Source organism: Archangium sp. (assembly GCF_036388035.1).
Lineage (GTDB): Bacteria > Myxococcota > Myxococcia > Myxococcales > Myxococcaceae > Archangium.
In genome coordinates this window covers 1-14151 of sequence record NZ_DASVSO010000794.1, presented here as the reverse complement: position 1 = coordinate 14151, position 14151 = coordinate 1, and the positions used below count along the sequence as shown (strand labels likewise).

Below are 14151 nucleotides of genomic sequence, written 5' to 3'. Positions count from 1 at the left end.
CGCACGGGGCTGTCCGGCGGGCTGTACTTCAGGGCGTTGGCCACCAGGTTCGTCACCACCTGGGCGATGCGGTCCTCGTCCCACTCGCCTCGCGTGTCGCCCGACTGGCGCACCTCGATGGTGCGCTCGGGGTGGGCCGCCTCCAGCTCCGGCACCGTCTTCGCGAGCAGGCGGCTCAGGTCCATCGGCCGGCGCTCCACGCGCAGGCCCCCGCCCAGGCGCGCCTGGGTGAAGTCCAGCAGGTCCTTGACCAGGCGCACCGCGCGCTCGGCCGAGGACTGGATGCGCAGGATGCTCTTCACCTCACGCTCTCCCAGCTCCTCGCGGCGCAGCAGCGCCTGGGCCCCCAGCAGGATGGCGCTCAGGGGGTTGCGCAGGTCATGGGAGACGATGCCGATGAGCTGCTGCTCGAAGGCGGTGCGCGCCATCGCCTCGGCCTCGAAGACCTTGCGCGGCGAGATGTCTTGCCCGGTGCCCAGCAAGCGGATGGGACGTCCCGAGGCATCGCGGTGCGCCTGGCCCCGCGTGCCCACCCACCGCGCCGGCTGGCCCTCCTGGGGGACGGTGCGGAACTCGGCGGCGTAGGCCCCCGTGCCGCCGGGCGCCAGGGCCTCCTGGACGAGCAGGTCCACGCGCTCGCGATCCTCGGGGTGCACGCGCGAGAGGAAGGTGGGGTAATCCACGGGGGCGTCCGCCGACAGGCCGAAGAGGGCGCGCATGCGCCCGTCCCACACCACCGCGCCCGTGGTGACATCCATGTCCCACGTCCCCAGCTCCATGGCCTCCATCGCCAGACGGAGCCGCTCCTCGGCGGCGTGTACCTCCTGGGCGGCGAGCGCCTCGGAGCGCTGGCGCGCCCGCACCAGCTCCGTCACGTCCGAGGCGACGACGATGATGCCCTCCACGTGGCCCTGGCTGTCGCGCATGGGCTCGTAGACGAAGTTGAAGTACACGTCCTCGATGGCCCCGCCCTCCAGGCGCGCCACCTTCACGGGCAGCTCCGTGCCGACGTAGGGCACCCCGGTGGCGAGCACCTGGCCCAGCAGCGCCTCGAGGCCCTGGCCCGCCACCTCGGGGAGGGCCTCGAAGAGGGGCTTGTCCAGCACCTGCTCGGGGCGGCGGCCCCAGATGCGACACACCAGGGGATTGGCCAGCTCGATGACGTAGCGGGGCCCGCGCAGGATGGTGATGGCGCTGGGCGCCTGCATGAACAGCGAATGGAGCCAGGCGCGCTGGCGCTCGGCCTCCGAGCGGGCCTGGGCGGCCAGGGAGAGGGACTCGTCCCGGGCGCGCACCGCCTCGCGCAGCTGCTTGTTGGCGGCCTGGAACTCCAGGCCCCGACGCAGCACCTCCGCCTCCATCTCCGTATTGCGGCGCTGGAGGACCGCCGCGCGCTCCCGCTCCTCTTCGCCCAGGCGGGACAGGCGCACGAAGTCCGTCACGTCCTGCGTGCGGTGGATGAGGTAGAGCAACCGGCCATCGGAGGAGAACACCGGGGTGTTGGAGGAGCTCCAGTAGCGCTCCTCGAACCCCCCGCCTTCGGACTCGGGGAGCCGGAGGTCGTACTGCAGCACCTCCATGGTGTCCGCCGCGCGCGTGGCCATGGCCCGCTCGAGCGAGGCGCGCACGTTGCGCGTGCCGCTGGCCTGCGGGTCCGCCGGGTTGTCGGGGAACACCTCGAAGAGGCCGCGACCGACGATGCCCTCGCGGGTGGTCAGGGTGGCCCGCAGGTAGGCGTCGCTCACCGCCACGATGGTGAAGTCCGCGTCCGGTGCGAGGACGAGGTAGGCACCCGGGCTCTTCTCGAAGAGCTGCTGGAAGTCAGGAGAGGTCGGCGGAGGCATGGCGGGCAGATTGACGGAGTGAGGAAACAGGCAGGCCGCCCCGCGGCGTTCCCACCCATCGCCCGACGACCAGGCACGCGAGCGGTTGAGTTCCTCTCATGTTTCCAGGGAGGGAGCCGGGCTTCGCCTCAACGGAACTCGTCGACGATGAAGACCGCGGCCCTGGAGAACTCGAGGATGGCGGTCCCGGGCTTCGACTCGGGCCGTTTCCGAAGCTGGCCGTCCAGAAGTGAGGGAGTTCCTGCCGCGCCTGAGCCACCCTGCTCGGACAGACGCGAAGGGCGCCCCCTGATGGGTAGGCGGTCTGGTGCCCTATTCTCCAGGGCTGTTGCACTTGGAAAAAGGCCACTGTCATGACGAGGAAGTACCGAAGTCCTTGGGCGAGGGAGGGCGTCGGTACGCAGGTCGAGGCTCGACGGGAGAACTCGCGGGGCCCACCTCGGTGGGCGGCTGCGGGTACCCTGGGGCTGATCGTCCTCTTCCTCCACGCGGCCTGTGCCACTCACGCCCCCATGGGCGAGCAGCTCGCGAGGAGCCAGCGTTCTCGAACGCCCCCACCAGCGGCGAAGGAGCAGGAGTCCCGCCCGGCGCCACCTCGGTTCGAGCCCGTGGTTGTCGTCCAGGTGGAGTTGCTCGAGCCTCACGGCTCCACCCGGGTGGTGGGGGTCACACGGGCGGAGTTTCAGCGGGCGGTGCAACAGCTCGGTGGCCGCCTCCAGGTGGACGGGACGCCTCAGGAGGCAGCACACCGGCTCCTCCAAGCCATGCCAGAGGAGGAGCTGCTCGCCGAGGTGTACCGCGGTCGCGTCCTCGGCTTGGTGCCCCTCACCGACAAAGGCCCGCTCGTTCCCGAGGTGGAGGCAGCCCTTCGGGAGAAGTATCTGGGTTGGTGCGAGAAGCGCGGCGGCGGCGACTGTCTGGGGCTCTTCACGGATGGGCCCTACCTGCGCACGGACGACCGGCGCACGCTGGCGCTCGCCCTGGCCTTCGGCAACGTGCTCGACGAGACGCGCGAGGCCCTGGGGCGGGAATTGAGCCCCCAGGCGGTGCTCTCCTCCCTGGTGTGGGCCGCCGGGCTGTACCTCACCCTCTGGCTCGTTCCCGAGCCGAGCACGAAGGCAGTTGCCGCCACGCTTTCCGTGCTGCTCGTGGCATGGCTGGGGGTGGATGCGGTGTGGGGACTCATGGACGGGTGGGCCACCCTGGCGCACCGGGCCCATGAGGCCACCACGTTCGCGGAGTTGCGTGAGGCGGGCGAGGAGTTCGGCCAGTTGATTGGGACGGATGCGGCCCGGGCGATGCTCCTGGCCGTGGCCACGTTGAGCGGGCGAACGCTCGGGGACGTGGCGGCACGAGTGCGTTCCCTGCCGAGGTTCAACCTGGTGCAGGCGCAGTGGGCGGCCCAGGGCTTCCGGGCGCCGGTGACGGTGGCCGTGCAGGAGGTCGCCGCGGTGGAGGTGGCGGCGGACGCGAGCCGCGTGCTCGCGGTCGTCACATCGCCCCAGGCCCCCATCGCCCTGGCCATGCTCCACCAGAGCAACGCGGCACGCACGGCAGGGGCACCTGGGGGTCACTCCGGCACTATCGACATCCAGCACCACGGCGGCAACAGACAGGTCGTCCTGAGCAACGGTCAGCGGTGGCACCTCCCGCGAGGGAAGGACCTCCACGACATCCCCGCCGAGGACAAGCTGGGGGACGATCTCCAGGCGGCGGCAGAGCGCATTGCCCGGCAGTGGGGAAAGCAGCATCGCACCCCTGCGGAGACCGATGCCATCGATCGGGCACTCGCCGCGGGCAACCCTGACAGCGCCCGGCATTTGGACGCCCTGGCACGTGGGCGATGGGTCAACGCTCGGCTCAAGGAGGAGTTCCTTCAGCTCAAGTGGTCCTCGAAGGGAGTCGATGCGATGGACCCGCGACCAGGGGGGCTCAAATACGAGGTACTCTCCGGAACGAGGGAGAACTTCGCGGTCCACGGCCGGCGCATGGCCACCGAATTCTTCCGAATGATCTTCTTCTGAGGGATACGGGGATGTGGCCGGGCAACATCTTTTTCGAGAACCGAGAGATTGAAGACGAGCGGGTGGAGCTGGCCGGCGAGCCGGACCAACTCGTCTGCATGGGCCCGAACCTGACGCTGCGCCGGTGTACGGTCATCGTGCGTGTGCCGGCCAGTCGGTTGATCATCCATCAGCCTCGCCTCATCGACTGCACTGTCGAGTTCAAGCAGGAGTTGAGGAACCACCGGGGCTGGGTGGGTGCAATCCTCGAAAGCTGCCGGTTCAAGGGGCGCATGATGGGCTGCGACTTCGGGCCCTTTCCTGGGTACAGCACCGGGGGAGAGCACGGCCAGGTGAAGGACTGCGACTTCTCCGAGGCCCGGCTCGATGCTTGCCGGTTCCACGGCTGCGATCCGCTCACGCTTCGGCTGCCGCGCTGGCCGTGCTTCACCTTCGCGGACCCCATCGGAAGCGCCGCCGAGCTGAGCCGACTCAAGTGGCCTGCCCTGTTTGGAAGCGTCATCGTGGCGGGCCTGGGTCGTCAGCCGGCGTCCGCGACGGCCCTGACGTACCACGCGCCGTCCGTGGCGAAGCGTATGGAGACGACCCCGGAGGAGCTCCGGGCCGTCCTCGAGGGGCTCGACTGCATCATCCTGTGAAGAGGGCGGGAGGCGCTCAGCTGAAGGCGTCGTAGCCGGTGATGGCCTTGCCGAGCACCAGCGTGTGCACCTCGTGGGTGCCCTCGTACGTGTAGACGCTCTCCAGGTTGAGCATGTGGCGGATGGGCGGGTAGGCGTCGGTGATGCCGTTGGCGCCGTAGATGCTCCGCGCCACGCGAGCAATCTCCAGCGCGGCCTTCACGTTGTTGCGCTTGGCGAGGCTCACCATCACGGGCGTCACCTTGCCCTCGTCCTTGAGGCGCGCCAGCCGCAGTGAGAGGAGCTGCGCTTTGACAATCTCCTGCAGCATGTCCGCCAGCTTCTCCTGGGTGAGCTGGTAGGCGGCGATGGGCTTGTCGAACTGGCCCCGGGTGAGCGAGTACTCGCGAGCCCCCTCGAAGCAGGCGATGGCGGCGCCGGTGACGGAGAAGGCGATCGTCATCCGCGCGTTGTTGAGGCAGGACAGGGGCCCGCGCAGCCCCGTCACCCCGGGCAGCACGTTGCCGTCCGGCACGCGGACGTCCTGGAAGGACAGCTCGCTGGTGGTGGAGGCGCGCAGGGAGAACTTCCCTGGAATCTCCCGGGCGGAGAAGCCGGGCATCCCCTTCTCCACGAGGAAGCCGCGGATGGACTCGGGGCCGCCCTCGTCCGTCTTGGCCCACACCACCGCCACGTGGGCGACGGTGCCGTTGGTGATCCACATCTTGGAGCCGTTGAGCACCCAGGAGTCCCCGTCGCGGCGGGCGCGGGTGCGCATGCCGGCGGGGTTGGAGCCGAAGTCCGCCTCGGTGAGGCCGAAGCAGCCGATGAGCTCCCCGCGCGCCATGCCGGGCAGGAAGCGCTGCTTCTGCTCCTCGCTGCCGTAGGCGTGGAGGGGGACCATGCTGAGCGAGCCCTGCACCGAGGCGAAGGAGCGCAGCCCCGAGTCCCCTCGCTCCAGCTCCTGGAGGATGAGGCCGTAGCTGACGGTGTTCATCCCGGCGCAGCCGTAGCCGCGGAGGTTGGCGCCGAGCACCCCCATCTCCCCCAGGCGAGGCACGAGGTGGGAGGGAAAGGTGCCCTCGCGGAAGTGCTTGCCGATGATGGGCAGCACCTCGGTGTCGACGAAGCGGGCGACGGTGTCACGGGCCGCCTTCTCCTCGGGGGAGAGCAGGTCATCGAGGCGGAAGAGATCGGTGATGTCCGCGCGCGGCATGGGGCGTCCTCCAGGGGTGGGGGCGGCCGGTGCTTGTATCACCGGGCGGGCCAGACGAACGAGGGCCGGGTATCCTGCGGCGCCATGACGACTTCCAAGAAGACAGCGGTGGTGACGGGCGCGAGCCGCGGTATCGGTCGGGCCCTGGTGCAGGCCTTCGTGAAGGAGGGCTACGAGGTGTGGGCGCTGGCACGGGCGGCGGACGCACTGGAGTCGCTCGCACGCGAGACAGGGGGGGCGGTGCGCCCGCTGGCGATCGACGTGGCGGACGAGGCGGCGGTGCTGGCGGCGAGCAAGCGGATTCTGGAGGCGGGGACGCCGCGGGTGCTGGTGAACAACGCGGGAATCACCGTGTCGGCGCCGCTGAACAAGACGTCCACGCAGGACTTCCAGAAGGTGATGGCGGTGAACGTGACGGCGCCCTTCCTCTTCAGCCGCGAGCTGATGCCGGCGATGGCGGCGGCGGGCGGGGGCCGGGTCATCAACATCGGCTCCATCACGGCGACGCGAGGGGCGAAGTACACGTCGGCCTACTGCGCCTCGAAGCACGCGCTGCTGGGGCTGACGCGCGCGCTCGCGGTGGAGTGGGCGCGCAAGAACGTGACGGTGAACATCGTCAACCCGGGCTGGACGGAGACGGACATGTTCACGGGCGCGAAGGCGGCCATCTCGAAGAGCACGGGCCGCTCGGAGCAGGAGGCGCACGCGGCGCTGGCGAACATGAATGCCATGGGCCGGGTCATCCAGCCCGAGGAGGTCGCGGCCCTGTGCCTCTTCCTGGCCTCGGACGCGGCGGCCAGCATCACCGGCGCGGCCTACACCATCGACGGTGGCGAGGCGGGGTGAGCCCAGCCTCTCTGCTCCCCCGCTGCCCTCGTCATTGCCCCATTCCTCTTATGCGTACTGTGGTGCTGCCGCCTGCTGTGTCAGCATTCGTCCGTACGGCTGCTTCAGACCCTTGTCGCTAGCGCTTGCAATCCTACATTCCGTCCCTAGAATATTCCATAGGAGGAATGGCCGGTGACGTCGCTTCCCAAGGCAATGCGCCTCCAGGAATTTCTTCGGCGCCTCAGCTCTCTGCCCGCTGCGGAGAACCATGACCAGGCTCGAGCGCAGATCGACGAGACCCTCATCGCCGTTGAGGACGAGCTGTCCGGTGCCGTGTTCAACCCGGATAACTGGCGTACGGATGGTCGGATGTACCCCGCCCAGGATGACTCCGCGGCTGATGTGGACGGGTACCCGGGTGTTACCTCGTACCGCCACCGCGGCCACGAGACCTTCATCGCGGAAAACGGAGCTTTCGAAATCCGCGATGTGAAGCGGGATGAGGTACTCATCGAAAAGCCCGGTGCAGATGGAAAGGGAGTGTGGTCATGAACCCCATCGAGATCCTTCAGCGAGACATTGAGCAGGCACTTCCATCGACATGGACGAGGCTGCGCCGGCCGCGAAATCCGGAGGGCATGTGGTGGCTAGATGCCAAGCGGAACGACCACGTCGTGGCGGTGCAGTGGTCACCTCGCCGTGGTTTCGGTATCAGCGCCAGCGCGATTCCCGATGGGTACGGCGAAGGCCCAGATGAAACCTATGAGGACCGGGAGAGCGCCACAGCTCGTTTGCTCGTGCTCCTTCGCACGAAGGCCCCTACAATCCCCCCTCAAGACGTCGTGCTCCGAGAACTGCGGGCACTCGTGGGCGTCACGCAGGAACAGCTCGCCGAGCGGCTTGGAGTGCAGCAAGCTGCGGTGTCACGGTTGGAGCGACGAGAAGACATTACACTTAGCTCCCTCCGCCGATATGTGGCTGCACTCGGCGCAGAGCTGGAAATCACCGTCCGTACAGCGACGGGCCAGACGGTTCGGTTATTTGGGTCAGGCGAGCCACCACGTCATCGTGCCGCCTGTGACCACGTAGAGTCGGGGTTGCCGCTCGGCAATCCTCCGCGCTTGCCACTCGCAATCAGTGAGTGCGAGACATGGCTGAAGCACTGCGACTCGCTCGTCCGATCGCGATGGCGGGTCTCCGCCCCATCCGTGGTGCTCCTCGCTTGTTCCCCTCACTCGCTGGCGAAGAGCGACCTCTGCGTAGGAAGCATCGCCCTGGATCCCATCAAGGCGTGGCAACTCTCCGAAGCGGTGACGTTCAAGAGCTGGACGTCGATCAGCCGGGACACATCCGCGACGGCTCGATTCCGTTCCGTCCTTCGCCACCTGTTGGCACATGAAATCGGCCATTTCGTGGACGGCAACTCGCTCTGCGCCGAGCTGCCCTATCGCCAATTCACGCATCCAGAGCTTCAGGCGGATGTCGTCGCTGGATGGCTTGCGGCTCAGGCTGGTGAAGACGCTGGGATGGGTGCTGCGGTGTCGAGCCTTCTCGGCTGTAGACACCGCGACTGCACGCATCCTCCGCCTGAGGAGCGCTCCTTCGCATACCTCGCTGGCCACATCGAGGGGACCCGAGAAAGAGAGTCGTCGCCCCAAGTCAAGCTGCTCGTTATCCGTGTGAACGACTTGGAGCGATCGCGGGCGTTCTATGAGCACCTTGGATTGAGCCTCCGGCCGGAACGTCACGGGGAGGGCCCGCTGCACTACTCCTGCTCGATGCTTGGAACGGTCTTCGAACTCTACCCTTGTACGAACAAGGCTGTGCCTGGGAGCATAAGGCTAGGGCTTCAGCTTCCGTCGACCCATGATGTAATCCAAGAGCTTCTCTCTGCTAGAATGTTGAGCGAACGACCGCGATTCGTGGAGCGCTCGCCGGGACCAAATGTATGCGTCGTACGGGATCCGGACGGCAATGCCGTTGAGTTGGTTCTTGGCGCTGCATCACGTTGACCTGCTCCAGACGTGCCTTCCAAGTGCCCGGGAGGCTGGGTTGATGACGTCGGCCCCCCCAAGCAAGTCGGCGCTTGAGTTCTCAGCCCGCGCGGGTGTCGCGCCGCGATTCGACTTCCCGGAGACTCGAGCGCGTACGCCGCGCGCGGCGTCTCCCCGGTCTGTCGGCGGAAGGTGCGCCGGAACGCGGCCGGGCCGGCCTACCCAGCTTGACGGGCAAAACCGTTTTCGCGTGACTTTCTCATCTTCCGTCACTACCCTCCCCTCGCGTTCCGGTTGAGTCCCACGGGAACAGAGACACGGCGGAGTCGGTCCCCACGGAGGATGGCATGCACAAGCACCAGTCTGTGTTGCTCGGTCGTCGCGGTTTTCTCAAAGGCTCAGCGGCCCTGGGGGCGATGCTCCTGGGTGGGGAGACCGTCGCCAACGCACGGCTCGCCGCCGCGGCCGCGGGCATCCGCGCCCAGGACTGGCACTCGCTGCCGCGCAATGACGGGAGCACCGTGACGGCTGGCCCGGAGGAGCTGGGAGGCGACTTCCAGCTCGGGCGCACCGCGGACGGCTCCTTCGAGCAGAGCCGGACCTTCGTCTCGGAGGTCTTCCAGTCCACCGGCTGGTTCAACATGGTGGGCATGCACTGGGTGGCGGACCTGCCCGAGGGCACCACGCTGGAGCTCGAGGTGCGTGGCAGCCTCGACGGCACCCAGTGGGGCCCCTGGACGCCCGTGGGCCATGTGCTGGAGGCGCGCGGCGACGAGGACAGCCCGCCCGGCGCCGAGACGTTCACGGACGCGGTGGAGTTCGGCCGGGCCAGCGCCCTGCAGTACCGCATCACCCTGGGCACGAGCGATGCGCGCCTGTCCCCGGTCGTCCGCCGCGTGACGGCCACGCAGATCGACGCGCTGGACTCGCCGCGCCTGGAGGACCTCGATGCGCGCGGACACGCCATTCCCTTCCGCGTGGGCAACGGTGGCCCGCCGACGGCGCGCCTCATCCTGCGTGACGGGCCGAACGGCTGGGGCCCGACCGACTTCGCGCCGGGCTCGCCGCTCTACTGGGAGCCCTACGCCGGCGTGTACCCGACCGAGTTCGTGACCATCCACCACACCGCGTGGGCCAACAACCCGGAGAACCCCGTCGCGACGGTGCGGGCCGTCTGGTACTACCACGCCATCACCCTGGGCTGGGGCGACGTCGGCTACCACTACCTCGTGGACCAGTACGGCAACGTGTACCAGGGCCGCGGCGGCGGGCACGCCACCGAGGGCGGCCACGTGTCACGCTACAACCATTACAACACCGGCATCTGCCTGCTGGGCCAGTTCGAGCCGGGCGCGCCAAACGTCCCGCAGGGGGGCGAGCCCACCGCCGAGGCCCTGGACAGCGCGATGCGAATGGCGGCGCTGCAGTCGGCGTACTGGGGGCTCAACCCGTTGGAGCAGGCCGCCTATCCCAAGCCGAGCGCCTCGTGCCGTCCGCAGCTCGTCAACCACCGCATCTGCGGCCACCGGGACTGGGGCCGTGGCGCGAGCTGCGTGCGCACCGCCTGCCCGGGCATCAACGTCCACAAGCGCCTGCCCGCCATCCGCGAGCAGGCCGCGGCGCTCCTCCCCCACATCCAGGACTTCCACCTGATGGAGATCCTCAAGCGGGGTTGAGCTCCTGACGTTCCCCCGGGGCCGGGAGCACGACGGTGAACGTGCTCCCCTGCCCCACGGTGGACTCGACGCGGATGCGTCCTCCGAGCACGGCCACCAGCTCCCGCACCAGGGCGAGGCCCAGCCCCATGCCGGGCGTGTGTTTGTGGGTGATGGACTCGAGCTGCTCGAAGGGCTGGAAGATGCGCTCGCGCACCTCCTCGGGGATGCCGGGCCCCGTGTCCTGGACGGAGAGCCAGTGCCCCTCGGCCCCATGTCCCACGGCGACCTGGACGGAGCCCCGCTCCGTGTACTTCACCGCGTTCACCACCAGATTGATGAGGATGAGGCGGATGAGCCGCGGGTCACTCTCCAGCTCTGGCACGGCCGGCGCCGGCAACAGCTCCAGGCGCAAGAGCTTCTGCTGGGCTTGAGGGAGCAGCTCCTCCACCACCTCGTGCGCGAGCCCCACCACGTCCAGCCGCTCCCTCTTCACCACCAGCTGCCCGCTCTCGATGCGCGTGTACTCCAGGACGGACTCGACGAGCTCGGTCAGCCGCTTGAAGGAGCGGCTGAACTTCTCGAGGGCCGCGGCCGGGTCGCGGCTCTTCCCGAGGAGCTGGAGGTGGAGCTGGATGGCGGTCAGCGGCGTGCGCAGCTCGTGGGAGACGAGGCGCAGGAAGGTGCTCTTGGCGAGGCTGGCCTGCTCCGCCTGCTCGCGCGCGAGCGTGGTGGCCGCCAGCGCGGCCTCGAGCTGCCGCTGCCGGAGCGTCACCTCCCGGGCCAGCTCCTCCACGTCGCTCGTCCTGGCGGTCACGTCCTGCCGCAGGGTGTCGCGCACGCGCTTCATGACGACGAGGTTGTGGACCCGCACCCGGAGCTCCTCCGGATGGAAGGGCTTGGTGAGGTAGTCCTGCGCCCCCTCGCGCAGCAGGGCCACCTTGAGCGCGTCATCCCCCCGGGCCGTGAGGAGGATGATGGGGAGGTCCTCGAGCTGGCTGTCGGCGCGTACCGCGCGGAGGAGCTGGTCGCCGCTCATCTCGGGCATCATCATGTCCGTCACGAGCACATCGGGCCGAAGCGCCCGGACCTTCTCCAGGCCCTCGCGCCCGTTGTCGGCCGTCATGACGCGCATGTCGGTGCCGAGCGTGTCCGAGATGAAGCGCCGCATCTCCACGTTGTCCTCCACGACGAGGGCGAGGTGGGAGGGGTTGGCTGGGGAAGCAGGCACGGCGGCGGCTGACGGTTCGTGAAGCGTCTCGAGGCCCTCGCGAGCGGCCCTCTCCAGCATCGCGGCCTCCGCCGTGACGGGCAGCGGCTGAATGGCGACGCCCTCGGGAGGAGTCAGCGGCAGCTCGACGGTGAAGCGCGCTCCCCCCAACGGAGAGTCCTCCACGAAGATGCGGCCGCCGTGCAGCGCGACGAAGTCCCTGGCGATGGAGAGCCCGAGGCCCGTCCCGCCGAACCGCCGCGTCGCGCCCCCCTCGGCCTGCCGGAAGCGCTCGAAGATGGCGTCGCGCAGCTCCGGCTTCACCCCCGGGCCACTGTCCTCCACCGAGAGGAGCGCACAGCCGTCACGCCGGTCCAGCGTCGTCCGCACCTGCCCACCGGGAGGGACGAACTTGAAGGCATTGGACAGCAGGTTGAGCACCACGCGCTGCAGCTTCTCGACGTCGAACGGGCCCGGGAGCGACTCGGGGGTCTGCACGATGAGGGCCACTTGCCGATCGGTGGCGAACGAGGCGAAGAACCCACAGGTGCGCCGCAGGAGCAGGGCCAGGTCCCCCTGGCTGTACTGGGCCGAGAGCTTGCCAGCCTCCAGCTTCGACGCATCCAGCAGATCGTTGACGTGCTTGAGGAGCAGCTCCGCGTTGCGGGAGACCGTCTCGAGGTCCCTGCGCTGGGTGTCGGTGAGCGCTCCGCCGTCCAGCAGCTTCTCCACCGGCCCGAGGATGAGGGCCAGGGGCGTGCGCAGCTCGTGGCTGAGGTTGGCGAAGAACTGGGACTTGAGGTCCTCGGACTCCTTCACCCGGGCGTAGAGGACCTCCAGCTCCTTGTTCTTGGACTCGAGCTGCGTGCGCCGCTCCTCGGACAGCCGCGCGGCGCTCGCGAGCTCGGCCACCTGGCCCCGGAGCGGCACGAGGTAGGCGCCCGTGAGCACCGAGGCCACGGCCGTCACCACCTTCACCCCGCCCGCCAGCCAGTAGTGCGCCTCCCAGACGTTCCACACCTCCATGAAGTGCGTCAGCCCGCACGCGCCGATGAAGACGCCGAAGGCGAGGATCATCCCGCTGAAGGGAAGCCGGATGCGCCGCACGAGGAAGTAGAGGGTGAGGGAGATGAAGAAGTAGGCCGCGCCGATGAGGAAGTCCGACACGACGTGCATCCACACCAGGGGCGGCTGCCAGAGGTAGCAGTGCCCGTGGGGCATGTACCAGATGTCGCCGAACATCCATGTGAGGAGATCCTGCAGCCAACCTCCGCCAGCGCCTCCGGCCTCGGCGGTAGGGTGTTCGTGATTCATGGGGGGCTCCTGAGCGTCACCCGACCAACGCTCCTGCCAGGGGGGACTGGCGGGTACGGCCTTAGCCCAGCCGCCACCCTCCTCCAACACTTCCGGCGTGTCCGTGCGATCCGCCCGAGGCCCGCTCGTCAGGAGGCCGTGTCCTCGACGAGGCAGGGCAGGCGCACGGTGAAGGTGGTGCCGCGCCCCAGGGTGCTCCGCACGGCCAGCGAGCCGCCAAGCACCCGCGTCAGCTCCTGGGAGAGCACCAGCCCCAGGGCGGTACTGCCTGCCTTGCGTCCCTTGGAGTCACCTACCCGGCGGAACTGCTCGAAGAGGAAGGGGAGCTCCTCCTCGGGGATGCCCCCTCCCGTGTCTTCGATGGTGAAGACGGCGTCGTGGCCCTCGGCGCGCACGGTGAGCGCCACCGAGCCGGACGCGGTGGAGCCCGCCGCGTGGGACATCAGGTGCAGCAGCACCTGGCGCAGCTTCAGCTCATCCGTGCGCAGCAGGTACACCTGCTCGGCGATGTCCGTGGTGAGCTCGACGTCCTTGCCCTCGAGCTGCTCGCGCACCGTGCTGGCACACTCCTCGGCCAGCTCCCGGAAGTTCAGCACCTCCCCCACCACCTCCATCCGCCCCGCGCCGATCCGGATGAGGTCCAGCACGTCGTTGATGAGCGCGAGCAGCGCCTGGGCGCTCTTCTTGACCATGTCGAGGTCGCGCCGCCCGGGCGCCGTCAGGCGGCTGCCCTCTTCAATCATCAAGAGCTCGCAGTAGCCGATGATGGCGTTGAGGGGCGAGCGGATTTCATGGTTGAGATCGGCCAGGAACTCGCTGCTGCGCTGGCGCCGCTCCACGGTCCCCTGCTGCTCCCGGCGCTCGACGGCCCGCCGCACCTCGCGCTGGACCTCCAGCCCCACCTGCGCCAGCCGCCCCATGTCCAGGTAGCCTTGGGTGCCCGCCGCCAGGGCCGCGCTCAGCTCCGCCTCGTCCCACTTCGGCGTGAGGACGAGGAAGGCCAGCGCGGGAGCCTTCTCGCGCAGCAGCGGCGCCACCTGCCGGAAGTCCAGCCCCGCCAGCCCCGCCCCACACACGGCCAGGTCCCACGGACGCTCCAGTGCCGCCCGGAGTGCCTCCGGCGTGGACACCCGCTCCGCGACGACGTCCAGTCCCGTCCCCCGCAGCCGCTCCAACACCTGCTGCGCCTCGCTCTCGCCCGCCACGAAGAGCAGGCGCGCGGCGCTCTCCTTCACCTCCGTCACCGGACCGGTCATCCCTCAATTCCTCCTCAAGGCGAGGAAACCGCGAAATTCACGTTTCGTCCAGTTCCGCGGCGCGCACGCGCCCTTCCCGGACACACGTCCACCCCGCGCGTGGCCCCCGCCTCACCCGCCACCGCGAGCACCTCCGAGGCGTTGCCACGAATGACGGCAGGGGCCTGGCGCGCCAGCTCGGCGGCGGTGGCGG

The 14151-nt window shown here is 69.0% G+C and carries 11 protein-coding genes; 6 read left to right on the top strand and 5 right to left on the bottom strand.

The window, feature by feature from the left end:
* The coding region (locus VF697_RS32695; RefSeq protein ID WP_331101121.1) for a PAS domain-containing protein at positions 1–1844 on the bottom strand (1844 nt) is incomplete at its 3' end.
* 608 nt (positions 1845–2452) lie between these two features.
* Here VF697_RS32695 and VF697_RS32690 point away from each other — a divergent pair.
* Entirely contained in the window at positions 2453–3868 is a 1416-nt protein-coding gene (locus VF697_RS32690; protein ID WP_331101119.1) for a hypothetical protein, read from the top strand.
* Between the two features lie 11 nt (positions 3869–3879).
* Entirely contained in the window at positions 3880–4506 is a 627-nt protein-coding gene (locus VF697_RS32685) for a hypothetical protein (RefSeq protein WP_331101117.1), read from the top strand.
* A gap of 16 nt (positions 4507–4522) precedes the next feature.
* On the opposite strand, the gene VF697_RS32680 is transcribed toward VF697_RS32685, so the two are convergent.
* On the bottom strand, positions 4523–5701 hold the full coding sequence (locus VF697_RS32680; protein ID WP_331101115.1) for an acyl-CoA dehydrogenase family protein: 1179 nt from the start codon (positions 5699–5701) through the stop codon (positions 4523–4525).
* Positions 5702–5785: 84 nt separating this feature from the next.
* Between VF697_RS32680 and VF697_RS32675 the strand changes: the two genes are divergently transcribed.
* From VF697_RS32675 to VF697_RS32660, 4 genes are all read left to right on the top strand, one after another.
* A complete protein-coding gene (locus VF697_RS32675) occupies positions 5786–6547 on the top strand; it encodes an SDR family oxidoreductase (protein ID WP_331101113.1) in 762 nt (253 codons plus the stop codon).
* Positions 6548–6721: 174 nt separating this feature from the next.
* Entirely contained in the window at positions 6722–7081 is a 360-nt protein-coding gene (locus VF697_RS32670; protein WP_331101111.1) for a hypothetical protein, read from the top strand.
* Positions 7078–8541, top strand: a complete 1464-nt coding sequence (locus tag VF697_RS32665) for a helix-turn-helix domain-containing protein (RefSeq protein WP_331101109.1) — start codon at positions 7078–7080, stop codon at positions 8539–8541. Before VF697_RS32670 ends, VF697_RS32665 begins: the two co-directional genes overlap by 4 nt.
* 329 nt (positions 8542–8870) lie before the next feature.
* Positions 8871–10199 carry an N-acetylmuramoyl-L-alanine amidase gene (locus VF697_RS32660; protein ID WP_331101107.1) on the top strand — a complete coding sequence of 443 codons (1329 nt, stop codon included), beginning with the start codon at positions 8871–8873 and terminating at the stop codon, positions 10197–10199.
* Here VF697_RS32660 and VF697_RS32655 read toward each other — a convergent pair.
* The 3 genes from VF697_RS32655 to VF697_RS32645 form a co-directional block, all read right to left on the bottom strand.
* Positions 10186–12702: an ATP-binding protein gene (locus VF697_RS32655; protein WP_331101105.1), complete on the bottom strand. Its 2517-nt coding sequence runs from the start codon at positions 12700–12702 to the stop codon at positions 10186–10188. The two genes, VF697_RS32660 and VF697_RS32655, sit on opposite strands and share 14 nt — an antisense overlap.
* A 128-nt stretch (positions 12703–12830) precedes the next feature.
* Positions 12831–13958 (bottom strand): sensor histidine kinase, encoded by a 1128-nt coding sequence (locus tag VF697_RS32650; RefSeq protein ID WP_331101103.1) that lies wholly within the window; start codon positions 13956–13958, stop codon positions 12831–12833.
* A 14-nt stretch (positions 13959–13972) separates the two neighbouring features.
* The gene (locus tag VF697_RS32645; RefSeq protein ID WP_331101123.1) at positions 13973–14134 is read right to left on the bottom strand and encodes a hypothetical protein; all 162 of its coding nucleotides are present in this window, start codon (positions 14132–14134) and stop codon (positions 13973–13975) included.
* Between the last annotated feature and the right edge of the window lie 17 nt (positions 14135–14151).

What these genes read in the sequence shown, in the direction of transcription:
- VF697_RS32685 (WP_331101117.1), top strand. Translation starts at nt 3,880, where the DNA reads ATGTGGCCGGGCAACATCTTTTTCGAGAACCGAGAGATTGAAGACGAG.
- VF697_RS32680 (WP_331101115.1), bottom strand. Translation starts at nt 5,701, where the DNA reads ATGCCGCGCGCGGACATCACCGATCTCTTCCGCCTCGATGACCTGCTC.
- VF697_RS32675 (WP_331101113.1), top strand. Translation starts at nt 5,786, where the DNA reads ATGACGACTTCCAAGAAGACAGCGGTGGTGACGGGCGCGAGCCGCGGT.
- VF697_RS32665 (WP_331101109.1), top strand. Translation starts at nt 7,078, where the DNA reads ATGAACCCCATCGAGATCCTTCAGCGAGACATTGAGCAGGCACTTCCA.
- VF697_RS32660 (WP_331101107.1), top strand. Translation starts at nt 8,871, where the DNA reads ATGCACAAGCACCAGTCTGTGTTGCTCGGTCGTCGCGGTTTTCTCAAA.
- VF697_RS32655 (WP_331101105.1), bottom strand. Translation starts at nt 12,702, where the DNA reads ATGAATCACGAACACCCTACCGCCGAGGCCGGAGGCGCTGGCGGAGGT.
- VF697_RS32650 (WP_331101103.1), bottom strand. Translation starts at nt 13,958, where the DNA reads ATGACCGGTCCGGTGACGGAGGTGAAGGAGAGCGCCGCGCGCCTGCTC.